Source organism: Leuconostoc inhae (assembly GCF_019656015.1).
In the GTDB taxonomy this organism is placed as follows: Bacteria; Bacillota; Bacilli; order Lactobacillales; family Lactobacillaceae; genus Leuconostoc; species Leuconostoc inhae_A.
Map to the genome: position 1 here is coordinate 109007 of NZ_BPKW01000005.1, position 24011 is coordinate 133017.

A 24011-nucleotide genomic window follows, 5' to 3' on the forward strand; every position below is an offset into this window, starting at 1 on the left:
TTTTAAAAGTACATGTCATAGCATGTACTTTTATTTTGTAAGTGAAAGTGATTTGATTCACTTTTATTAACAAAATAAGTGATAAAAGGGACCAAAATCTTTACAAACAATAAAAAAGCGCGTACAATTAAATTGTAAATTAGTTCACATGAGAACATAAAAAAGGGGTATTATTATGAAAGCAGCAGTTGTACGTCAAACACCAGATGGTTACGTTGATTTAATTGATGACTGGACACCAAAGCCATTAACATTTGGTGAAGCTTTAGTGGATATGGAGTATGTTGGTTTGTGCCACACAGATTTGCATGTTGCTGGTGCTGATTTTGGCAATCCAAATGAAATTGGTCAACGTAATGGTCAATTCCGTCGTGTTATTGGCCATGAAGGTGTTGGTCGTGTATCAAAGCTTGCGGAAGGCGCTGGCGATTACTTGAAAATTGGTGATCGCGTGTCAGTTGCTTGGTTCTATGATGCCTGTGGCGTATGTGATTATTGTGTTTCAGGAAATGAAACATTTTGTCGTAAAGTTCGTAATTCAGGTTATACAGTTGATGGGGCTATGTCACAACAAACTGTTGTCAATGCCAAGTATGCGGTTAAAGTACCAGAAGGCTTAGATCCACTTGAAGCCACATCAATTACTTGTGCAGGTGTGACGATGTATAAGTCACTTAAAGTTGGTGAGACGAAGCCTGGACAATGGGTTTCAGTTCATGGTGCTGGTGGTTTAGGTAACTTGGCTGTGCAATACGCTCATAACGTTTTTGGCGCACATGTTGCTGTTATTGATGGTAATGACGATAAGCTTGCTGCAGCCAAGGCAAATGGCGCTGAAGTTTTGATTAACCGTAAAAAAGTTGCTGATGTTGCTGCTGAAGTGCAAAAAGCAACTGGTGGTGTGCACAATGCGCAAGTGACTGCTGTCAACGCGGCTGCATTTAATCAAGCTGTGAGCTCATTACGTCCAATGGGTAAGCTCGTTGCGGTTGCCTTACCACAAGGTGATATGGCCTTGAACATTGCAAAAACTGTATTAGATGGTATTGAAGTGCGTGGCTCATTAGTTGGTACACGTGCTGATTTGAAGGAAGCCTTCCAATTTGGGGCCGAAGGTAAAGTTAAGCCAATTGTTGAAAAAGTTAACTTTAACGATATGAATGAAGTCATTGATGAGATGAAGGCTGGAAGTATTACAGGCCGTAAAGTATTCGATTTAACAGGATTATAATATGAGTGAACGTTCAGAGTGGCAATTCTTCTGAACGTTTTTTGTTAGATAAACAAGGATAAACATAGTTGTGATTATAGCAGTTAAGACTTGCTTGTGTTAGAATTGGGTAACAGATGTATTGGAGGAAATGTATAATAGATTGTTAACAAATTAGTTAACAGCAGGTATACACTGATGAATCATGCCATATTTTACACAACAACTTTTTAATGGACAACGCGATCGTATTTTACGTGTCGTTGACGAAGCTAACGAAGGACAGGAAACGGCTGGATTCATTCATATTTTTGATGAGCGACGTGTGTTTGATTTTGATTATGCCCTAGAATTAACTGACGGCAATATTACACAGGAAGCTTTTGATGAAGAGGGTGAAGCTAACAATACGTTTAGTATTAATTTCATGCCTTTGACTCAAAATGATCAAGAAGAAGTGCCTGATGAAGTCTTTGAAGCGTGGTCAGCATTAATTGGTCGTGATTATGCTTTGATGCCTCATGTGCACATTAATATGTATCAACAACCTTTGAAACAGGCAATTGAACAGATTGATAAAGACACTTTTGAAGAACGTTTGTTAGAATTAGTCACACGCATCTTAGGATCCTCAGTGGTTGGTTTTGAAGAAAAAACGTTGACGCTTTTCCCCAGTTATCTTGTTCAAGAACAACAAGAAATTCAAGAACAACAAGGCCCTTCAACGCAAATTATCTTACCAGATTGATAAAAATAATAAATGAATTGACAAAAATTAAGGATTGCCTTAAAATTATCATATATTAATAAATCAATGAAGCGAAGAGTAAATATTGCATGTCAAAAAAGCGAGTCGGAATAGTGAGAGCCGATATGTCATAAGATATTGAATATGAGCGTGGAGATGATAAATGGTGTTAGCTATTTGTCCGGTTAGAACCGTTATCACTATCAGGATTATTGAACGCTTTTTAAGTGGTTAATAATTGAATTTGGGTGGTACCACGTTTATTGCGTCCCAGTTAATCATTGTGATTAACTGGGATTTTTTTATTAATTGGAAATTTGAAAGGACTATGTCAACGATTATGTGAAAACATGTTGGCAAAACCAAGCATTATGACAAATAAACATCTCGTTTTACAAACTGATTTTGGGTTGCAAGATGGTGCAGTGAGCTCTATGAGAGGCGTCGCATACGGCGTTGCAAATGACATTGTGGTGAGTGATTTAACACATGGCATTACGCCGTTCAACATTTTTGAGGGCTCATTTCGACTATTTCAAACATTTAGTTATTGGCAAGAAGGAACGGTGTTTGTTTCAGTTGTGGATCCAGGTGTGGGTTCAAAAAGATTATCAATCATTGCTAAAACAACAGCTGGACATTATGTTGTAACACCAGATAATGGTACACTATCACATTTGTTGGCACATGGTTTAATTGAAAGTGCACGCGCGATTGATGAAAACACGCAACGCTTACCAGGATCTGAAAAATCGTCAACTTTTCATGGCCGGGATATCTATGCTTTCAATGGGGCACAACTTGCTAGTGGTCAAGTACATTATGAAGACTATGTGCAAGAAATACCATTAACAGACCTAGTTAATTTGTCTATTGAACCAGGTAAATATCAAGTGACAAGTGGCGGTCAATCAACTTTGGTAGGAAACATTGATATCACAGATGTTAATTTTGGATCACTTTGGTCAGATATTCCTGTGAGTGAATTTGAAAAAATGCAATTAAAATATGGGGATACGTTGCGTGTTCAAATTAAACATCTTGATAGTATTTTGTTTGATCAAGTATTACCATATGTGCATACATTTACAGATGTTGAACCAGGAGAACCTTTGATTTATATTGATTCGGTCTACACAGTGGCTTTTGGTGTGCACACAGGTAGTTTTGAACAAACCTATCACGTTGGTGCTGGACAAGATTGGACAGTGCTAGTAGTCAAAGAAAGCTGAATTTAGCTTAAAAAAAAGGAGTACAATAAATGAATACTAAGAAAAAATCTCAGGGCTTTTCAGTCCGTTCCGTTGTGGCAACAGGTATTGGTGCAGCAGTCTTCTTTGTGCTAATGAAGTTTATTGCTATCCCAACAGGTATACCAAATACCACGATTAACTTGGCAGAGGGTTGGCTCGCCTTAATTGCCGGTTTGTTTGGCCCAGTGGTTGGTTTATTAGTTGGTTTTATTGGCCATACATTAAATGATGCTGTTACGTATGGTTCACCATGGTGGTCTTGGGTAATTGCTGATGGTATTTTTGGGTTATTATTGGGTCTTGGAAAAAAGTATTTAGCCCTAGAGTATGGTAATTTATCAACTAAAAAATTAATACAATTTAATATTTGGCAAGCAATTTCGAATGTTATTGTTTGGTTTATTATTGCACCAATTGGTGATATTTTAATTTACAAAGAGGCAGCACAAAAAGTCTTTCTACAAGGCGCCGTTACAGCAGTAGTGAATACAGTATCTGTGGCCATTATCGGATCATTACTATTAGTGGCTTATGTTAAGTCACGTCCAAAGAAAAATAGTTTACGCAACGAATAATAATTGCTAAGCAAGTAGAGATGCTTGCGTACATAAATAAATACAAGGGAATATTATGCCAGCGCCAATAATTGATTTTCAACATGTTACATTTAAATACCATGCACAGGCTGAACCAACACTCCACGATGTCAGCTTTCAGATTTATCCAGGTGAAAAAGTACTTATTGCTGGCGCGTCTGGTTCTGGTAAAACAACACTTTTGCGTTTACTTAATGGGCTCATTCCACAAGCGTATGCTGGGGATATTACGGGTAAATTAACGTTAAACGGTAAAAATATTGTTGAACAAACGCTCTTTGATTTATCTTTGCAGGCTGGGACAGTATTGCAAGATTCTGATGCTCAGTTTGTCGGATTGACAGTGGCAGAAGATATTGCGTTTGCACTTGAAAATGATAATCAATCAGTATCTCATATTAAAGCAGAGGTCAGTAAGTGGGCTAACCGATTTGGTTTGGGAGAACGGTTAAATTTGGCACCACAAGCCCTTTCCGGTGGTCAAAAGCAACGCACAGCGATGGCTGGTGTTTTGGTAGATGATGGTAAATTATTGTTATTTGATGAACCTTTGGCTAGTTTAGATCCAGCTGCTGGTGTGGTTGCGATGGAAATGATAGACAAATTACAAACGGAACGTGATTTGACAGTGGTTATCATTGAACATCGCATTGAAGAAGTACTTAGTGCACATGTTGATCGTGTTATTGTTATGGCAGATGGTCGAATTGTAGCTAATGGCACGCCAACAGAAATGATCCAATCGGGTATCTTGCCAGAGAATGGGTTAGATGAGCCTTTATATGTTAAATTACTACGTCGTGCACATGTTGATATCGCGTCATTAGCAAACGTGGCCGACGTCAAACAGGTTGTTGTAGATGAGAACAAGGCAGCGATTGAGCAACTGAAAATACCGGTAAAAAAAGGATTACATCACACAAAAAAGTTAGTCATTGAAAATGTCGATTTTAGCTACGATAAAAAGCAACGTCTGTTTAAACAATTTAGCACGGTTATTCATCAAGGTGAAGTTTTAGGTATTGTTGGTAAAAATGGCTCAGGGAAAACAACATTATCACATTTATTGACAGGCTTTTTGATGCCTGATTCAGGTGATATTTTGTTGGACGGCAAATCTGTCTTACAACAGTCAATTAAAGAACGTGCAGATAATATTGGCTATGTACTCCAGAATCCAAACCATATGATAACCAAAGCGACCGTTTTTGAGGAAGTAGCGAGCGGATTAATCTTACGTCATGTGCCAACTGATGAGGTAGAGGCACGGACACGTGCTGTTCTAAAATTAATTGATCTCGATAGTATGCGGCATTGGCCGATTTCTGCGCTGAGTTTTGGTCAAAAAAAGCGTCTGACGATTGCTGCTGTGTTAGTGTTATCGCCTCAAATTTTAATTTTAGATGAACCAACTGCCGGACAGGACGCGACACATACGGGGGAATTATTAGATTTTCTAGCAACGATCAATAAGCAAGAAAATACAACGATTATCATTATCACACATGATATGCATTTACTTGCTAACTTTGTCGAGCGTGCATTAGTAGTTGTTGATGGCCAGTTGTTGGCAGATACAACACCTGCTGAATTATTAGCAGATGAAAAACTAGTGACAGCAGCTAGCTTGCGAACGACGAGTATTTATCAATTAGCAAATCGATTGGGTATTTCAAATCCTGAAGAGTTAAATGCGGCAATTGTCCATGGTCAAGTTTAGTTTAAACATTTTGGAAGGGGAAAGTGCTGACTAGTGTGTGGTGAATTTACCGACACAAAAGTGATATATTTGGCATAATGACTATGAATAATTTATTTGGATACAAAGAACGGGATACTTGGCTTAATCACACAACTGGTACAGCAAAACTAGTTGGTTTTTTGGCGATAAGTACGATGGGCATGATTTCCTATGATACACGATTTCTTTTAGCACTGGGTGTTTTAGCGATTGCTTTAATGAAAATGGCACAAATTAAATATCATGAATATGCGCTTATGTTGAAGTTAGTACTTGTGTTTGCAGTGATCAATTTAGTCATGGTAACTGTGCTTGCGCCACAATATGGTACACAGTTATATGGTACGCATCATGCTTTGTTTGGTAGTGGTTATTGGACAATCACACAAGAACAAGTATTTTATGAATTTAACTTGTTGTTAAAGTATCTATTTTCATTACCCTTGGCAATTATATTGCTTTTCACCACTAATCCAAGCGAGTTTGCTGCTGGTTTGAATAAAATTGGTGTACCTTATAAAATAGCCTATTCTTTTGCTATTACTTTGCGCTATATTCCTGATGTCCAAAGTGACTATCACACAATTAGTTTGGCGCAACAAGCACGCGGGTATGAAATATCTAAAAAAGCGTCACTATTAGCAAGATCAAAGGGTGCTGTACAAATTATCTTACCTTTGGTATTTACCAGCTTAGACCGTATTGAAACAATTAGCCAGGCGATGGAACTGCGGCGTTTTGGTAGAGAGAAAAAGCGATCTTGGTATCAAGAACAAGCCTTTTCAAAACGCGATATACTAGTTTTTGTTGGTTCAATTGGCGTTATTGTTATTGGCGTGGGACTTTTAATCGTTAATGGTGGTCGTTTATACAATCCATTTCAGTAAAAAGTTTGATAGGTAAGAGTGGTTAATAATATGGAAAAAACAGCACTTGAATGGCAAGAAGAGGCGAAAAATTACCAACTAGCACTGCAACAAGATTTGTTGCAGTTTTTGGCGATTCCATCAGTTTTAGATGCTAAAACAGCGACATTTCAGCAACCTTTTGGAACTGGTATCGAGACAGCATTGCAATTTTTATTTGATTTAGCGACTCGTGATGGTTTCACAGTAACTCGTGTAGCGGATAATATGGTTGTTGTCGTTGATTATGGCCCAAAAAATGCGTCTGAGACGGTTGGTGTTTTGTCACATGTGGATGTTGTCCCAGGCAACGCGTCTACTTGGCGAATGACCTTACCGTTTAGCCCTAAAATTGTTGGTAACCGTCTTTATGGCCGGGGTACACATGATATGAAAGCTGATCTAATGGCCAGTTATTATGCGTTATTACAATTAAAAAATAATGGTTTTTTACCAAAACGTAATATTCGGTTGATATTTGGTAGTGATGAAGAGTCTGATTGGCGTGATATGAAAACGTATTTGGCACAGGTTGGAGAACCAACGTTGGGATTCTCGCCAGATGGGGCATTTCCAGTAGTACCAGGTGAAAAAGGCGTGCAAACAATTACGATTAAATTTCAAGGGGAACCACGAGTTGATTCTAATTGGCAGTTGCTTAAGTTTGACGCTGGTGAACGAGATAATGTTGTACCCGGTGTCGCAAAAGCAATTATTAGGTTGCCAGATAACTATGATATTAATCAATTTTTGGGCACATATGAACAATACCTAACAAGAACGCCTTTAATCACTGGTATTGGTCAGTACGACGATGGGTACATTTTATTGACACTGTATGGTAAAGCAGTACATGGCGCCTATCCAGAGGATGGTTTAAATGCAGGGACGTATCTAGCGCATTTTTTGAATCAGTTTGAATTTGAGGGACAAGCACATGCTTTCTTAGAATTTTTAGGTGATGATAACCATCAGAATGTGTTTGGCGAAAAAGTAGGTCTTGTATTTCATGATGCTATTATGGGTGATCTTACAATGAATATTGGTAAAATGATCTATCGACAAGCCCAGCCCAGTCAAATACGGATTCAATTTCGTTTTCCAATTGGCATAACCGAAACAGCAATTTTAACACAAGTTCAGCGACATGTTGGTGATCTCCACGCTAAAATTTTCAAGGAAACGCAGTTTGGCAATCAACCACATATGGTTAGTCTTAGTGATCCAATTGTGGAAACGCTAGAATCAGTTTATGCACAACACACACACACGAAAAAAACCTATAAAATATCAAATGGTGGTTCCTATGCGCGACTATTGAAACGTGGCGTTGCATTTGGCGGACAATTTCCAGATGTTGAGGTGATGAGCCACCAACCTGATGAATATGTGTTGCTAGATAATATTCCAAGAGCGCAAGCCATATTTGCACAAGCTTTATATGAGTTAGCAAAGTAGTACTTGACAAAACGAACAAATGTTCGTAAAATAAAGTCTAGATAAACGCGATTTTCAATATGGAGAAGCACATGCAATTACCAGAATTTAGACAAGTGTTAGAACAAGCATTACCAACACAAATTGTTGATAATGTTTTGATGAAGGCTTATGCTTTTCAAGAAACAAAAAATAACGCACGTAAAGAGCGGGCACAATACGGTACCGTTAAATTAGAACGCAACGCCGACGCCATGTGGGAAGCTATTGTATCCAATTTGCTTGTCAGTATGCAAGGTAAAAAAGATGAAGCTATTTTAAAGCAATTAGACGATTCTGACTTCATTGATACAATTACGGATATGTTAGAAGAAGTTGAATTCAACAATGAATCGTAAGTGTTAAGCAGTTTTTTCACGTATCATTTGTTGACCAGATGGAAAATTCTGCGAAACACTTGAAATGTTAGGTTGTTTTGTAGTATCATTAATAATTGTGAGTATACAAAAAGTATATCCACTCCTTGCAGCCAAGGCTGCCGGAGACCAAAAGGAGGAAATAAAACATGGCTACATCATACGAAATGACTTATATCGTTCGTCCTGACTTAGAATCAGATGCAAAGAAAGCGCTCGTTGAGCGTTTTGACGGCATTTTGACTGATAATGGCGCAACGATTACAAAGTCAGCTGACTGGGCAACTCGTCGTTTTGCATATGAAATTGCTGGATACCGTGAAGGCGTGTATCACATCATCAATTTCACTGCAGAAGACGATGCTGCTATCAACGAATTTGATCGTTTGGCTAAGATTTCGCAAGATATCTTACGTCACATGATTATTAAGCGCGACGCAGAATAATTATGAAATTCCACTGGTGAAGGAGCTTTTATTATGATTAATCGAGTAGTATTGATTGGGCGATTGACCCGTGATGTGGAATTACGCTATACCCAATCGGGTACAGCTGTCGGTACGTTTAGTTTGGCGGTTAACCGTCAGTTTACTAATCAAGCTGGTGAACGTGAAGCTGATTTTATTAATGCCGTTATTTGGCGTAAAGCAGCTGAAAATTTTGCAAACTTTACTGGAAAAGGCGCCTTAGTTGCCGTTGAAGGTCGTTTGCAAACAAGAAATTATGAAAACAACCAAGGACAGCGTGTTTACGTTACTGAAGTTGTTGTTGATAATTTTTCATTACTTGAATCACGTGCTGAAAGTGATAAGCGACGTGCCCAAAATGGTACGTCTGAACCATCTAATAATGGTGGTGGCTTCAGTGCGCCAAGTGATAACTCATTTAGTGGCGTTGATCCTTTTGCTAGTGCGAACCAAAATTCAAACACGCAATCAACTGCAACAAATGATGCGGCTAACCCATTTGCGGCTAGTGGCAAAACAGAAATTGATATATCAGATGATGATCTACCATTTTAAAAATATAAATAAAACGATATGAAAGGAGCTTTTAATCATGCCAGAACAAAACTCTCGTCCACAAAACTCAGAACGTCCACAACGCTCGCGTCGCCCACAAGGCGGTCCACGTCGTCGTCGTAAGGTTGACTTCATTGCAGCTAACCATATTGAGTACATTGACTACAAAAACACAGAATTGTTGGAACGCTTTATCTCAGAACGCGGTAAAATTTTGCCACGTCGTGTAACAGGTACTTCAGCAAAAAATCAACGTAAAGTTACGATCGCTATCAAGCGTGCTCGTATTATGGCTTTGTTGCCATTCGTTACGGAAGATTAATATTATTGTCTTCAAAAACTCAGGTAACTACCTGGGTTTTTTGTTTATTTAGAAAAACTTCAATTGTGGTAAAATAGAACGTATAATACATTTTTAAGTGGTCGCACTAAAATGTTAATGATATATAAAAACACTGAGGTTACTTGTGAAAAAACTATTTAATTTTAAAACACTACCTATTTTTTTTCAAAATTCAAAATTAGGCACGGTGACATTATTGTTACTTTTCGTGAGTGTCATGAGTGGTATTTTTGCAGTGATGACTAATTGGGTATTTGGTTTAATCTGGATTATTGTGGTTGTTGTTGGTTTGATTTATTCGACGCAAGCATTAAAAGAAGTTAATGAAAGCGCACAAGAATATCTTTCTGGCCTAGGGTATCGTATTTCTCGTAGTGAACAAGAAGCGTTGATCCGTATGCCGATAGGCATCATCTTATTAAATGATACTGGAAAAATTGATTGGATTAATCCTTATATGCAAGCATATCTGGATAAACGTGATGTCTTAGGGCTGACACTTGCTGAATTGGATAAAAGTTTAGCTACTGATGTTAAACACTATTCGGATGCTAAAGAAACGAATACCATTACCTGGCAAGATAAACAGTTTTCACTTTATGTGCAGCAGAATTTACGTGTCATTTACATGATGGATATTAGTGAGTATGCTGCCATTGAAACTGAATATGAAGATCATCAATTGTTTAGTGGTTTAATTTCAGTGGATAATTATGAAGAAGTTACTGAAGGTATGAGCGAATCGGAAACGTCGACATTACGTACCTATGTAACTGGTGCTTTGGGTGATTGGGCAGTAACACATCATATCTATTTACGACGTTTGAATACAGTTCATTATGTGATGTTTGGTTATCAAACAGCATTGTCAGCTGCTGAAAAAGATAAATTTTCAATTTTAAAAGCTATCCGTGAAGCAACAGCGCAACAAAATTCACCAGTAACATTGTCCATGGGAATTGCATATGGAGAGCAAGATATCATTAGTCTAGCTAAAATGGCGCAAACTAATTTGGATCTGGCCTTAGGACGTGGTGGCGATCAAGTGGTTGTTAATTCAAATCAAACAGCTGCACGTTTTTATGGCGGTGCAACCAATCCAATGGAAAAGCGAACACGAGTGCGGGCAAGGATGATTTCCCAAACTGTTGCTGAACTCATGGAACAATCTGACAATGTTATGATTGTTGGACATGCAACACCAGATTTGGATGCGATTGGCGCAGGCCTTGGAATTTGGCGTATGGCACAAACCAAAAATAAACCCGCTTTTTTAATTATCGATGAAAAAACAGTTTATAGTGACATTACATCGTTATTAGCAGAAATTCGTAAGAATCCACCTGATATTGTGGCGCCAGGATCAAACATTAATGATTCAATTGTTGACGAAGCGCGTGCTTTAAAATTGGTAAGGGACAATACGTTATTAATTTTGGTTGATCATGCAAGCGCAGCGATTACAAGTGCACCACATTTATTGGAAAAAATGGCTAATCGTGTTGTCGTTATTGACCACCATCGTTTAGCCGAAAAAGGATTGGCTGAAAAACCTTTGTTAACTTATGTTGAGCCGTATGCATCGTCAACTTCTGAGTTAGTTGTTGAAATGTTGCAATATCAAGATCAAAGTCATGCCCCTATAACTAAGTTAGAGGCTACTGCGATGCTTGGTGGTATTCAAATTGATACAAAAAACTTTACTTTACGAACAGGGACAAGAACATTTGATGCTGCGAGTTACTTACGTGCAAACGGTGCAGATAGTAATTTGATTCAGTCCTTCATGAAGGAAAAGTTTACAGACTTTAAGGCAAGAACCCATTTAATTAATTTAGCAGTGGTTCATACTGGTAGTGCCATTGTAACAGGTGAAAATAATGCGACTTATTCTGGTTTGATTACAGCGCAGGCTGCTGATGAACTTTTGCAGATAAGTGGTGTTGAAGCGTCATATGTCATTACAAAACGTGCAGATAATCGCGTAGGTATTTCGGCACGCTCAACTGGTCAACATAATGTACAACGTGTGATGGAAGCTATGGGTGGCGGCGGACACCTGTCAAATGCCGCGACACAAATTTCGGATATGACCACAGAAGAAGTAACAGAACAGTTGCAGCACATTTTAACAGAAAATGTTGAGGAACAATAACTTATTTTAATAGGTTACGTTTGCAAATGTACTGCTGTTAACTGCAATAAATTTGGAGGATAAGTATATGAGAGTTGTATTTTTAGAAGATGTTAAGGGTCGTGGTAAAAAAGGCGAAATTAAAGAAGTGCCTGATGGTTACGCGAATAATTTTTTGATTAAAAACAAAAAAGCTGAACCAGCTACGGGGAAAAATTTAGGCGCTGTAAAAGGCCGTCAAAAAGCTGAAGATAAAGCTGCAGCAGAATCACTAGCTGAGGCACAAACGTTAAAAGCAAAAATTGAGGATGAAAAATTTGTTGTTGAATTAACAGGTAAGTCAGGAACTGATGGCCGCTTATTTGGTGCAGTATCAACAAAACAAATTGTTATAGCATTGGCAGATCAAAAACAGCTCAAAGTAGACAAGCGAAAGTTAGTCTTAAACCAACCTATTCATTCGCTAGGCTATACAGATGTGCCGCTGAAATTGCATCGTGAAGTGACGGCAAACTTGCGTGTTCATGTTAGTGAGGGTTAAATATGGACAATCCGGGTTCATACGAATATAGGCAAGTGCCACAAGATGTTGATGCGGAACGTGCGGTGCTCGGTGCTATTTTCTTCGATGTGAAATCAGATAATGCTATGGTAGAAGCAAATGCTATTATAGAAGCAGATGATTTTTATAGGCAAGCGCATCAAACTATTTTTAAAGCAATGCAACAATTAATTGATGAGCAACGGCCAATTGATATGTTGACATTGCAAGACAAACTAAATAGCATGCAGCAACTCGATAATATTGGTGGTATGGCCTATTTAGCGGAAATATCTGAATCATCAGCATCTTCTGCTAACCTCAAGCATTATGCTAATATTGTGCGTGAAAAAGCAATTTTGCGCCGTATGATTGATACATTAACAAGAAGTATGTCATTAGCGTACGATGCGGCAGAACCAAGTGAAGATATTTTAGAGGCACTTAATCGTAATTTAGATGGTCTAGCCGAAAATCGCGGGGATGAAGATTTTCAAAAAATTAAAGATGTGTTGCAAGAATTTCAATCTAATTTAGATAATGCCGTTGAAAATGACAATGATGTCGTTGGCTTAGCAACTGGTTATCCAGAACTTGATAAACTAACACATGGTTTTAGAGAAGATCAGATGGTTGTGCTTGGCGCTCGGCCTGCTGTTGGTAAAACAGCATTTGTTTTGAATATTGCAAAAAATGTTGCTAAAGCTGAACAAGTTCCGGTCGTTGTATTTAGCCTAGAGATGGGTGCTGTTGATTTAGTAACACGTTTAGTCGCTGCGGAAGGTGCTATCGATTCAAATCATTTAACAACAGGTCAAATGACACAAGAAGATTGGCAGTCGTTGACGTTGGCAATGCAATCGTTAGCTAATATGCAAATTTATCTTGACGATACACCAGGAATTAAAATTAATCAAATTAGCGCTAAATTACGTAAACTAGAAAAAGATATTGTTAATGATATGACAGCAGACCAACGTGTTAATAATCCACATCCATTAGGCATGGTGATTATTGATTATCTTGGTTTAATTGAATCAAATAACAAAGAAAGCCGACAACAGGCTGTTTCAGAAGTTTCGAGATCGATCAAAAAGCTTGCAAAAGAATTACATACACCTATTTTGGCATTGGCACAGTTGAGTCGTGGCGTTGAACAGCGAAACGATAAACGACCAGTGTTATCTGATTTACGTGAGTCTGGTTCGATTGAACAAGATGCTGATATTGTTGCCTTTTTATATCGAGATGATTATTATCGTAATGAGGGTGGGGAAGACGAAGGCAACAATGATCCGCGAGATGAAGAAGAGGCCGTACCTATTGAAGTTATTTTAGAAAAAAATCGTGCGGGGGCACGTGGTACAGCAACATTGATGTTTAATAAGCCAACATTTAAATTTAGCCCAATGGCACCATTGTTTCGCGATGATCCCAATGCTGGCCCTAATGGTAGTACTGGTTGGTAATAAAAAAAGTGAGATATTTTCTCACTTTTTTTGTATCGTAATCAATCGTATATTACAAAATAATAGCTATATTTTTGATTGTAAATTCAATTGCTGAAACGATAATAATGCTCATAAGATAGAAAGGTACACCATACCAAAAGTTAATCCAATCAGCTTTAGAAAGATTGAAACCTAAAATAAAGCTTGGGACAAAAAATATAGTCCCTAAAATTGACCATAAAGAGTCATAAGTCAATTTAGTAAGAAAGAAAAAAATAAGGCTCAAAACAAGCATAGGTGCTAAACCAATAAAAACGTTGCCTAAACGTTGATAAAAGCTGTGAGTATTGTAGGTGTGATTGACATAGCCTAAAACCCCATCATCACCTATTTGCCATAATTTAAAGTTAGTAATCTTATGACGGAAAATCAGAGCGACTAGTAAGTGACTTAATTCATGGATAATGATTCCCAAAAAGCCAAGTACAGCAACGAGCTTATAAGATGTATGACGTAATACCCATTTGGTTAAGAATAGGGATACTAGGTTTATCATATAGGCACTTATAATGGGAACAATAAACCACCAAATAATATGAGAAGTTAAAAAATCAATCATGTTCTAGTAAGTCGACAAAAGGTGCGTTGATTAATTCTGCAATGTCATTTGGGTTAGTTTTATCTGAACGGCCAAGCTCACCGCCACTAACTAAAAAGAACTCAGCATCCTTAGCTGTGGCGTCAATATATATAGGGAAGTGCTTATTTTGCCAAATACCTATTGGATTGTTAGCGCCATGAACATAACCGGTCGTTTTTTGTAGATCCTTAAGCGGTAGCATGGTTACTTTTTTATTGCCAGAAGCTGCGGCAAGCTTTTTCATTGATAACTGTTTTGTAATTGGCAAAACTGCTACTAATGGACCAGTCTTATCACCTGAAGCGGCCAAAGTTTTGTAAATATCATTGTGTGCGACATGATAAGTGCTTAGTATTTTATCGCGTTCTTGTTCAGACTTATCCAAAATATTGAGTACCAAGGGTTCATAAGTCAGACCATGTTTATCCATTATTTGTTCGGGAAGTGTTTTTTTTATTTTTTTCTTTGCCATAATGATTTTATTTTACCACAAATTGGCACCACCAATATAGTTACTGGTCAGACCAGTATATGGTATACTATTTTACATGATGTCAGAAGCAATTTATGTAACCGTACAAGCGGATTTAAAACAAAAAATTTACCAAGGTGAATTTCCAAATCTAAAACTACCAGATGAGCGTTCATTAGCCGAACAATATGCTGTATCACGCTCATCAATTAAGCGTGCGCTTAATGTTTTAGTACAACAAGGGGTTATTTTTAAAAAACGTGGGAGTGGCACATTTGTCAATCCACTTTATTTGAAGAATAATGCTATTTTTCAACATGAAGGGTCAAACCTTGGGGTATCAGACTCTTTTCGTGTGGATGGTCAAGCACCAAGCATTGAATTACTCGACTTTCAAGTTGTGGCGGCGACACCAGAGCAACAACAAGCGTTATTTTTAAATGATGGCGATTTTGTTTATGAAATCAAGCGATTGCGTCGATTAGCAGGTGAACCATTTATGATTGAACGCGGGTATGTGCCAATTGCCGTTGTGCCAGGTTTGAATAAAGAAATTGTCTCTGGATCAGTGTATGAGTACATTGAAAAAACTAAACATCGCACGGTGACAAAATCCTTTATGACAATTATGGCTGAACCATCAACGTCTGAAGATCAAAAATTATTGGAACTTAAAGCAAACGAACCGGTAGGAATCATGGAGGGTATTTTTTTCATGGATGACGGTACGCCTTTAGAATTTTCTACTATGCGTTTGCATTACAAATATTTACGATATAATGCCTTTGTCAGCCTCGATGCTGAATGAAAATAGTCACCGTATCAAACGTGGCTATTTTTTGTTGGAGTAATAGTAATTTAATTTTGTGATTGGGTCGTACCAATACTTATATAGAACCAACCAAACCCTAAACAAGCCGTAACCAATTCAAGCTTTTCACTTGAACAAAAAATGATAATCAGTTATACTGTAAGAGTAAATAACGGAGAAAAGTTCGCGGTTTACGATTCTCTCAAAAAATAAGGAGTATTAAATCTCATGGTAGATTTTAATTCAAAAGAGTACTTAGGACTCGTTGATAAGTGGTGGCGTGCTACCAACTATTTGTCAGCAGGGATGATCTTCTTGAAGAGCAACCCTTTGTTCTCAGTTACTAACACACCAATTGAAGCAGAAGACGTTAAAGTTAAGCCAATTGGTCACTGGGGAACAATTTCAGGACAAACATTCTTGTATGCTCATGCAAATCGTTTGATCAATAAGTATGATTTGAACATGTTCTATATTGGTGGTCCTGGTCACGGTGGTCAAGTGATGGTTACTAACGCCTATTTAGATGGTGAATATACTGAAGATTACCCAGAAATCACACAAGATTTAGAAGGTATGAGTCGTTTGTTCAAACGTTTCTCATTCCCTGGTGGAATCGGATCGCACATGACCGCTCAAACACCTGGTTCATTGCATGAAGGTGGCGAATTAGGTTACTCATTATCACACGCATTCGGTGCAGTTTTGGATAATCCAGAACAAATCGCATTTGCTGTTGTTGGTGATGGAGAAGCCGAAACAGGCCCATCAATGACTTCATGGCACTCAACAAAGTTCTTGTCAGCCAAGAATGATGGTGCTGTATTGCCAATTTTGGATTTGAACGGATTTAAAATTTCAAACCCTACTATTTTTTCACGTATGAGTCATGAAGAAATCACAAAGTTCTTTGAAGGTTTGGGATACTCACCACGCTTTATTGAAAACGATGACATTCATGATTACACAGCATATCACGAATTGGCTGCTCATGTCTTTGACCAAGCTATTGAAGACATTCAAGCTATCCAAAAGGATGCACGTGAAAATGGTAAATATGAAGATGGTACAATCCCAGCATGGCCTGTAATTATTGCACGCTTGCCAAAGGGTTGGGGTGGACCAACGCACGATCAAAAGGGTAACCCAATTGAAAATTCATTCCGTGCACATCAAGTACCATTGAATTTGGAACAAAATGATTTGTCAACATTGAAGCAATTCGAAGACTGGATGAATTCATATAAGCCTGAAGAATTGTTCAATGCTGATGGTTCACTAAAAGATGAATTGAAAGCTATTGCACCTAAGGGCGACAAGCGTATGTCAGCTAACCCTATTGCTAATGGTGGCCGTGCACGTGGTGCTAAGGCACAAGATTTGACTTTGCCTGACTGGCGTCAATTCACCAACGATATTACTAACGAAAATCGTGGACATGAATTTGAAGCAGTGACTCAAAACATGGATATGACAACACTTTCAAATTATTTGGAAGAAGTTATGAAGTTGAACCCAACTTCGTTCCGTGTATTTGGTCCTGATGAAACAATGTCAAACCGTTTGTGGAGCCTCTTTAACACAACTAACCGTCAATGGATGGAAGAAGTTAAGGAACCAAACGATCAATATGTTGGTCCTGAAGGCCGTATTATTGATTCGCAATTGTCAGAACATCAAGCAGAAGGTTGGCTAGAAGGTTATACGCTAACTGGTCGTGTTGGTATCTTTGCATCGTACGAATCATTCTTGCGTGTTGTGGATACTATGATCACACAACACTTCAAGTGGTTGCGTCATGCTTCAGAACAATCATGGCGTAATGACTACCCATCATTGAACTTGATTGCAACATCAACTGCATTCCAACAAGATCACAACGGTTACACACACCAAGATCCAGGTATGTTAACACATTTGGCTGAAAAGAAGTCTAACTTCATTCGCGAGTACTTGCCAGCCGATGGTAACTCATTGTTAGCTGTTCAGAGTCGTGCATTCTCAGAACGTCATAAAGTTAACTTGATCATTGCTTCAAAGCAACCACGTCAACAATGGTTTACTGCTGATGAAGCCGATGTATTGGCTAACGAAGGTTTGAAGATTATTGATTGGGCTTCTACTGCACCTTCTGGTGATGTTGATATTACATTTGCATCTGCTGGTACAGAACCAACAATCGAAACATTAGCAGCTTTGTGGTTGATTAACCAAGCTTTCCCAGCAGTTAAGTTCCGTTATGTAAACGTTGTTGAATTACTCCGTTTGCAAAAGAAGTCAGAACCTAACATGAACGATGAACGTGAATTATCTGCTGAAGAATTTAACAAGTACTTCCAAGCTGATAAGCCAGTTATTTTCGGCTTCCATGCTTATGAAAACTTGGTAGAATCATTCTTCTTCGAGCGTAAGTTCAAGGGTGATGTTTATGTTCATGGTTATCGTGAAGATGGTGATATCACGACGACTTATGACATGCGTGTATATTCACAGTTGGATCGTTTCCATCAAGCAAAAGAAGCTGCAGAAATTTTGTCAGCTAATGGCGCAATTGATCAAGCTGCTGCTGATACTTTCATTGCTAAGATGGATGAAACATTGGCAAAGCACTTCGAAGTTACTCGTAACGAAGGTCGCGATATTGCAGAATTTACTGATTGGAACTGGTCAGCTTTGAAGTAATTTAACTTTAGAGTCGTACTAATCATTGTATAATTTAAGTTATTAGTAAATAAAGTGAACCAAGCATATGTTTGGTTCACTTTTTTATGTCTTTATAATTTAGTTAGGAAAGGAACGCGAATTTTGTTAAACAAAGATGAACCTGCAGACAAACTAGGTGAAGTGTGGGATATTTATGATGTTAATAGGCAATTAACGGGGAGTAAACATTTAAGAGGTCAAGAACTCGGTATTGGTGAGTATCACTTGGTAGTGAACGCTTTGATTTTTAATGATGATGGTCAGGTATTAATGCAAAAGAGATCATTTAATAAAATAAGTTATCCGGGTATATGGACAGTGGCTACTGGTGGATCTGCCTTGGCTGGCGAAAATAGTAGGCGGGCTCTAATTCGTGAATTATCAGAAGAATTACATTTAAGGGTAACGTCAAATCGACTACAATTTATAAATTCGATTAATTATACAGATTGGATTGAAGACTGGTTTGCAGTGCGTATTGACGCATCGTTAACCAACTTAGTTTACCAAAGTTCAGAAATTGAGGCTATACGCTGGGCATCCCTACAAGAAGCAATAAAAATAAACAACCAAAACGGCGTAAACGATAATACGCTATTAACACAAGCACAAACATTGTTATTTTAATAGTCATTAAGAGTATATTCTTAATCGATGGCAGTGCTGTTTATATTGTAAAATACTGTGAAATTTGATATGATAGTGGTTGCATTCATTTCTTTTAAAATAAAGATATGGACGCTTTTTATTGGGATTAAATTATAAAATTAAATCAATGTGATGAGGGTGTTTTCATGTCGGAATTTTTTAAATTAGATCGTAACATTCAATTACGTATGGTTATCATGTTTATTACGATTGCTATCGGATCATCTGTTGGACCTAATATGACAATCTATTATGTTGCTTATTTTGGTGCCGGGATCACGGGAATATTGTTGGTTTTTGTCCAAGTAGCAGGATTTATTGCAGGCCTATATGGCGGTCATCTGGCTGATGTATGGGGCCGTAAACGCGTCATGTTAAGTGGTATTGGTGCAATGGCTGTTGGTTATACGATTGCAGCAACGATGAATTCACCCATGTATATTAATCCTTATGTTACTTTTTTTGGATTTTTGCTGGCAACAGTTGGGATGAGTTTTGCTTCACCTGCAGAAGAAGCAATGATGATTGATGTTTCAACTTTAAAAAATCGTAAATTCATATATGCGATGATGTATTGGGTCATTAATCTTTCTGTTATGATTGGTGCTGCATTGGGTGGTTGGTTCTTTAAAACAGCACGCTTTGAATTATTAATTGGAACAGCAATTGGTGCCATTATAAGCCTGATTATTGTTATGATTTGGGTTACGGAAACATTTCAAAAAGAAAAACGTCAAAACACGGGACAATCGGTTTTGGATGTATTAAAAAGTTATCGTACTGTATTTTCAGATCAACGCTACTTAAAGTTCATGGTAGCAGGCGTTGGTGCCGTTGTTATTTTTTCATCGCCAGATTACTATTTAGCAGCTCATCTGGCGGAGACGTTTCATAGTGTCACGGTACTAGGCATCCAAATTTTTGGGCAACGCATGTTGTCAGTTATTACTATTGTAAATACTGTCATGATTGTGTTATTAATGGGAACCATGACAAAATTATTTTCAAATTGGTCAAATTTGAAGGCGAGCCTTGTGGGTATTGCGATACAAGGCAGTAGCTTTGCTTTAATGTTTTTGCTTAATGATTTTTGGCCGCTGTTCATTGTAGCGATTGTGCTAACAATAGGCGAAATGATTGTGACGCCAGCTAATCAATCGTTGCGAGCTGAAATGATGAATCAAAATAAAGTTGGGGTATATAGTGGATTTAGTGCAGCAACTAGACCACTGGGCTATATTTTATCGTCAGGAATTGTGAGTATTTCGATATTCATTGGTCACATTGGCGCAGCAATTTTGTTACTTGTTGCAACAGGGGTAAGCATGTGGTTTACTTATTTGGCCGTTGTGATGCTACGTGAAAATAGAACGAAATAGTATCTTAAATATATTGAATTGGTGATGGGGTTTTAATGCATTGTAGTCACTTTCTTTGCTATAATGTAATTATGAACTTACAAATTGCAAGATTCATGATAGATACTAGCGCTTTTATTTTTAATGAAGGGGAATAGTAATTGTGTACAAGTCATGGACAAACAATTGAACATGACTTGTAATCTGATTACAAAGACGACACACATCATGTCAAAAATTAAAATTGTGGCAATTGATATCGACGGTACACTGCTTAATGACCAGCGGGAAATTACCCAAGAAGTGAAAAGAGCCATTCAGCAAGCTTTGGTAAACGATGTTAAAATTGTTATTACAACAGGTCGGCCTTTACCAGGTGTTCGTGATATTTTAGCTGATTTGGGTATTCAGGGTAAGGATCAATACGTGATTACATATAATGGTGGTTTGGTCCAGACAGCAGACGGTAAAAAAACACTATTTCGACAACCGTTAGCTGTTAAGGAATTTCAAGCAGTCAACAATTTTATGCTAACCCAAGATACTTACGTACAAGTTGAAACTCAAGATGCTGCGTATACGACAAATCATAGAATTCATCCTTGGGCCAGTTTTGAAAATAGTCTAGTTAATTTGCCATTGTTTGTTTTAGATACAGAAAACGACTTGGAAAAGGTTGAATTCATTAAGGCAATTGCCAATGCTGAAAGTAGTCAGTTAGATAAAGTGCAAGCCGCAATACCAACTGAAATTTCAAATCGTGTTAACGTGATTCGATCGACGGCTAATAACTTAGAATTTATTGACCGCCACGCATCTAAGGGCAATGCTTTGCTTGCCTTGGCGGATGTTTTAGGCATTGAACACATACAGACAATGGCTATTGGCGATCAAGCCAATGACTATTCAATGATAGAACAAGCTGGTATTGGTGTGGCAATGGGGAATGCAATCCCAGAATTAAAAGCTATTGCAGATGAGCAGACGGTAACAAATAATGAATCAGGTGTTGCAAAAGCAATTGAAAAATTTGTCTTAGACAAGTAAATAAATAGGTTATCTATTATAAATAACACTACTACGATAAAAAATGCGGAGGTCGCAAAATGAATGTATTATTATCTGGAGAAGAGACAGAATTAGTTGGCGAACCACTAAAAATTGGCGACACATTGCCACATTTTAAGTTAGAAGATGAGAATGGTGATAAAGTTAAGACGGCTGATTTAGTTGGCAAGTTGACTTTAATTTCTGTTGTACCTGATTTAAATACAGATACGTGTTCTTTGCAAACACGTCACTTTAATCAAGCAGTTGATCAATTCCAAGACGTACAATTTTTAACAATTTCAACAAATTCAGTTGCAGAACAACGTGACTGGTGTGCAGCTGAGGGGGTACATAACTTACGTATGTTATCAGATGAACAAGAGTCATTTGGTTATGCTACTAAATTGTATATACCGGCCCAAGGATTTGATACACGTGCAGTGTATATTGTAGATGCGAAAGGTGTTGTGCGTTATGCACAAATCGTACCAGAAGTATCAGAGGAACCAGACTATGATGACGCATTAAAAGCGTTGAAAACACTCTCAGCTTAAGTGTTTAATGGTTAATTAAAATTTCAAAAAAATATGACTATTTTTAAAATGAACTTGAATGAACATAAAACACTTGGAGCTAAAAATGCCAGAACCTAAATTGAAACTTTTTTCTTTAAGCTCAAATGAGCCACTTGCAAAAAAAATTGCTGAATCAGTTGGCGTACCGTTGAGTGAGATATCTGTGAAACGGTTTGCGGACGGTGAAGTACAGATTAACATTGAAGAAAGCATTCGTGGTGACAATGTTTTCGTTATTCAATCAACTTCTGCGCCAGTTAATGATAATTTAATGGAATTATTAATTATGATTGACGCGTTGCGTCGTGCTTCTGCTAATCAAATCAATGTTGTTTTACCTTACTATGGTTATGCGCGTCAGGATCGTAAGGCGCGTTCACGCGAACCAATTACAGCAAAGCTCGTAGCGAATATGTTAGAACGTGCAGGAACCACGCGCGTGCTAGCGTTAGATTTACACGCGGCACAAATACAAGGGTTCTTTGATATTCCAATGGATCATTTGCAGGCAGCACCGCTATTAGCTGATTACTTAATTGAATCAGGTATTGCTGATAAACAAAATGCTGTCATTGTTTCTCCAGATCATGGTGGTATGACACGCGCACGTAATCTGAACAATATGTTAGCGTTGGAATCTCCAGTTGCGGTTATTGATAAGCGTCGTCCAAAGCCTAACGTAGCTGAAATAGGTAGTATTGTTGGTGATGTACAAGGTAAAACAGCAATTATGATTGATGACATGATTGACACTGCTGGTACAATCACGCAAGGTGCACAATTAATCATGGCACATGGTGCTAAAGAGGTTTATGTGGTTGCTTCGCATGCTGTCTTTTCTGGCCCAGCTATTGAACGCTTACAAAATTCTGTTTTCACAAAAGTTATTTTAACTGATTCTATCGATTTACCAGATGAGAAAAAATTTGATAAATTGGAAATTGTATCAGTTGGTGAATTAATTGGTGAAGCGATTCGTCGCGTGAATAATAACGAAGCTATTTCATCATTGTTTAAAAATCGCTTTCATCGCCGATCACATTAACCATGAGTATATAGCTAAGTTAATAAGATGTCATAGAAAACTGATTAAATTCAGTTTTTTTGTGTTAAATATTACAGAATGGTAAAAAAATGATATACTTAGAGATAGACAAACTAATAGAAAATATATGAGGAGAACGTCCATGAGTAAAATTTTGGTTGTGGATGATGAGAAGCCAATCTCAGATATCATTAAATTTAATTTAACCAAAGAAGGATATGAAGTCGTAACGGCAGCTGATGGTCAGGAAGCATTGACAGTGTTTAATGAAGAAAAGCCTGATCTTGTTTTGCTTGACCAAATGTTGCCTGAAATTGATGGTGTTGAAGTACTACGTCAAATTCGTTCAAAATCAGAAATACCAGTTATTATGGTAACAGCTAAAGATTCTGAAATTGATAAAGTGTTAGGTTTAGAGATGGGTGCCGATGATTATGTCACAAAACCGTTCTCAAATCGTGAATTAGTAGCACGTGTTAAGGCTAATTTACGTAGCCGCAAAGCTGTTGCGCAGCATACTGATGAGTCTGTTGTGAATACTGATGATATTGAGTTAGGTGATTTGACAATACATCCGCAAGCATATATGGTGTCAAAAGCTGGACAAGATATTGAATTAACGCATCGAGAATTTGAACTACTTTATTATTTAGCACAACATATTAGTCAAGTGATGACACGTGAGCATTTATTGCAACAAGTTTGGGGCTATGATTACTTCGGGGATGTGCGAACGGTAGATGTTACTGTTCGTCGTTTGCGTGAAAAAATTGAAGATAATCCAAGTCACCCTAATTGGTTGGCAACACGTCGCGGGGTAGGATACTACTTGCGTCCTGATGCAGAGTGAAAAAATGTCTTCATTGCCGGTAAAGCAAACATTGTTACTTAATAATACAACTAAGATATTTT

The 24011-nt window shown here is 37.8% G+C and carries 24 protein-coding genes; 22 read left to right on the plus strand and 2 right to left on the minus strand.

Annotated features, from left to right (window positions below):
* Nucleotides 1–175 precede the first annotated feature (175 nt).
* From adhP to dnaB, 14 genes are all read left to right on the plus strand, one after another.
* Nucleotides 176–1231, plus strand: a complete 1056-nt coding sequence (gene adhP, locus K5Q14_RS04200) for an alcohol dehydrogenase AdhP (protein WP_220734577.1) — start codon at nt 176–178, stop codon at nt 1229–1231.
* A gap of 184 nt (nt 1232–1415) precedes the next feature.
* A complete protein-coding gene (locus K5Q14_RS04205) occupies nt 1416–1958 on the plus strand; it encodes a hypothetical protein (RefSeq protein ID WP_220734578.1) in 543 nt (180 codons plus the stop codon).
* Nucleotides 1959–2329: 371 nt separating this feature from the next.
* The gene (locus tag K5Q14_RS04210; protein WP_220734579.1) at nt 2330–3190 is read left to right on the plus strand and encodes an SAM hydrolase/SAM-dependent halogenase family protein; all 861 of its coding nucleotides are present in this window, start codon (nt 2330–2332) and stop codon (nt 3188–3190) included.
* 29 nt (nt 3191–3219) lie between these two features.
* The gene (locus tag K5Q14_RS04215; protein WP_220734580.1) at nt 3220–3786 is read left to right on the plus strand and encodes an ECF-type riboflavin transporter substrate-binding protein; all 567 of its coding nucleotides are present in this window, start codon (nt 3220–3222) and stop codon (nt 3784–3786) included.
* Nucleotides 3787–3841: 55 nt separating this feature from the next.
* Nucleotides 3842–5527, plus strand: coding sequence for an ABC transporter ATP-binding protein (locus K5Q14_RS04220; protein ID WP_220734581.1), 1686 nt, complete (start codon nt 3842–3844; stop codon nt 5525–5527).
* An 83-nt stretch (nt 5528–5610) separates the two neighbouring features.
* Nucleotides 5611–6435 carry an energy-coupling factor transporter transmembrane component T family protein gene (locus K5Q14_RS04225; protein WP_220734582.1) on the plus strand — a complete coding sequence of 275 codons (825 nt, stop codon included), beginning with the start codon at nt 5611–5613 and terminating at the stop codon, nt 6433–6435.
* Between the two features lie 30 nt (nt 6436–6465).
* Nucleotides 6466–7911, plus strand: a complete 1446-nt coding sequence (locus K5Q14_RS04230) for a Sapep family Mn(2+)-dependent dipeptidase (RefSeq protein WP_220734583.1) — start codon at nt 6466–6468, stop codon at nt 7909–7911.
* Nucleotides 7912–7982: 71 nt separating this feature from the next.
* Nucleotides 7983–8288, plus strand: a complete 306-nt coding sequence (locus K5Q14_RS04235; RefSeq protein ID WP_220734584.1) for a hypothetical protein — start codon at nt 7983–7985, stop codon at nt 8286–8288.
* Between the two features lie 167 nt (nt 8289–8455).
* Complete coding sequence (gene rpsF, locus K5Q14_RS04240) at nt 8456–8752, plus strand: 30S ribosomal protein S6 (RefSeq protein WP_010015962.1); 297 nt, start codon at nt 8456–8458, stop codon at nt 8750–8752.
* A gap of 33 nt (nt 8753–8785) precedes the next feature.
* Complete coding sequence (ssb, locus tag K5Q14_RS04245; RefSeq protein WP_220734585.1) at nt 8786–9328, plus strand: single-stranded DNA-binding protein; 543 nt, start codon at nt 8786–8788, stop codon at nt 9326–9328.
* Between the two features lie 37 nt (nt 9329–9365).
* Entirely contained in the window at nt 9366–9650 is a 285-nt protein-coding gene (gene rpsR, locus K5Q14_RS04250) for a 30S ribosomal protein S18 (protein WP_010015960.1), read from the plus strand.
* A gap of 145 nt (nt 9651–9795) precedes the next feature.
* Nucleotides 9796–11826: a DHH family phosphoesterase gene (locus tag K5Q14_RS04255; protein WP_220734586.1), complete on the plus strand. Its 2031-nt coding sequence runs from the start codon at nt 9796–9798 to the stop codon at nt 11824–11826.
* Nucleotides 11827–11893: 67 nt separating this feature from the next.
* Nucleotides 11894–12346, plus strand: coding sequence for a 50S ribosomal protein L9 (gene rplI, locus K5Q14_RS04260; protein ID WP_220734587.1), 453 nt, complete (start codon nt 11894–11896; stop codon nt 12344–12346).
* Between the two features lie 2 nt (nt 12347–12348).
* Nucleotides 12349–13815 carry a replicative DNA helicase gene (gene dnaB / locus K5Q14_RS04265; protein WP_220734588.1) on the plus strand — a complete coding sequence of 489 codons (1467 nt, stop codon included), beginning with the start codon at nt 12349–12351 and terminating at the stop codon, nt 13813–13815.
* A 52-nt stretch (nt 13816–13867) separates the two neighbouring features.
* On the opposite strand, the gene K5Q14_RS04270 is transcribed toward dnaB, so the two are convergent.
* Together K5Q14_RS04270 and K5Q14_RS04275 are read right to left on the minus strand one after the other, a co-directional pair.
* The gene (locus K5Q14_RS04270; RefSeq protein WP_246587559.1) at nt 13868–14353 is read right to left on the minus strand and encodes a metalloprotease family protein; all 486 of its coding nucleotides are present in this window, start codon (nt 14351–14353) and stop codon (nt 13868–13870) included.
* A gap of 55 nt (nt 14354–14408) precedes the next feature.
* A complete protein-coding gene (locus K5Q14_RS04275; RefSeq protein ID WP_220734590.1) occupies nt 14409–14909 on the minus strand; it encodes an aminoacyl-tRNA deacylase in 501 nt (166 codons plus the stop codon).
* 79 nt (nt 14910–14988) lie between these two features.
* Here K5Q14_RS04275 and K5Q14_RS04280 point away from each other — a divergent pair, with 79 nt between their 5' ends.
* The 8 genes from K5Q14_RS04280 to yycF all read left to right on the plus strand — a co-directional run bounded on the left by K5Q14_RS04280 (nt 14989) and on the right by yycF (nt 23949).
* On the plus strand, nt 14989–15717 hold the full coding sequence (locus tag K5Q14_RS04280) for a GntR family transcriptional regulator (protein ID WP_220734709.1): 729 nt from the start codon (nt 14989–14991) through the stop codon (nt 15715–15717).
* A gap of 231 nt (nt 15718–15948) precedes the next feature.
* A complete protein-coding gene (locus K5Q14_RS04285; protein WP_220734591.1) occupies nt 15949–18402 on the plus strand; it encodes a phosphoketolase family protein in 2454 nt (817 codons plus the stop codon).
* 123 nt (nt 18403–18525) lie between these two features.
* Entirely contained in the window at nt 18526–19050 is a 525-nt protein-coding gene (locus tag K5Q14_RS04290; protein ID WP_220734592.1) for an NUDIX hydrolase, read from the plus strand.
* Nucleotides 19051–19217: 167 nt separating this feature from the next.
* Nucleotides 19218–20450, plus strand: coding sequence for an MFS transporter (locus K5Q14_RS04295; protein ID WP_220734593.1), 1233 nt, complete (start codon nt 19218–19220; stop codon nt 20448–20450).
* 207 nt (nt 20451–20657) lie between these two features.
* Nucleotides 20658–21476: a Cof-type HAD-IIB family hydrolase gene (locus tag K5Q14_RS04300; RefSeq protein ID WP_220734594.1), complete on the plus strand. Its 819-nt coding sequence runs from the start codon at nt 20658–20660 to the stop codon at nt 21474–21476.
* 59 nt (nt 21477–21535) lie between these two features.
* A complete protein-coding gene (gene tpx, locus K5Q14_RS04305; RefSeq protein WP_220734595.1) occupies nt 21536–22033 on the plus strand; it encodes a thiol peroxidase in 498 nt (165 codons plus the stop codon).
* A gap of 85 nt (nt 22034–22118) precedes the next feature.
* On the plus strand, nt 22119–23099 hold the full coding sequence (locus tag K5Q14_RS04310) for a ribose-phosphate diphosphokinase (RefSeq protein WP_013231202.1): 981 nt from the start codon (nt 22119–22121) through the stop codon (nt 23097–23099).
* A gap of 142 nt (nt 23100–23241) precedes the next feature.
* Nucleotides 23242–23949, plus strand: a complete 708-nt coding sequence (gene yycF / locus K5Q14_RS04315) for a response regulator YycF (protein WP_220734596.1) — start codon at nt 23242–23244, stop codon at nt 23947–23949.
* Nucleotides 23950–24011: the final 62 nt, after the last annotated feature.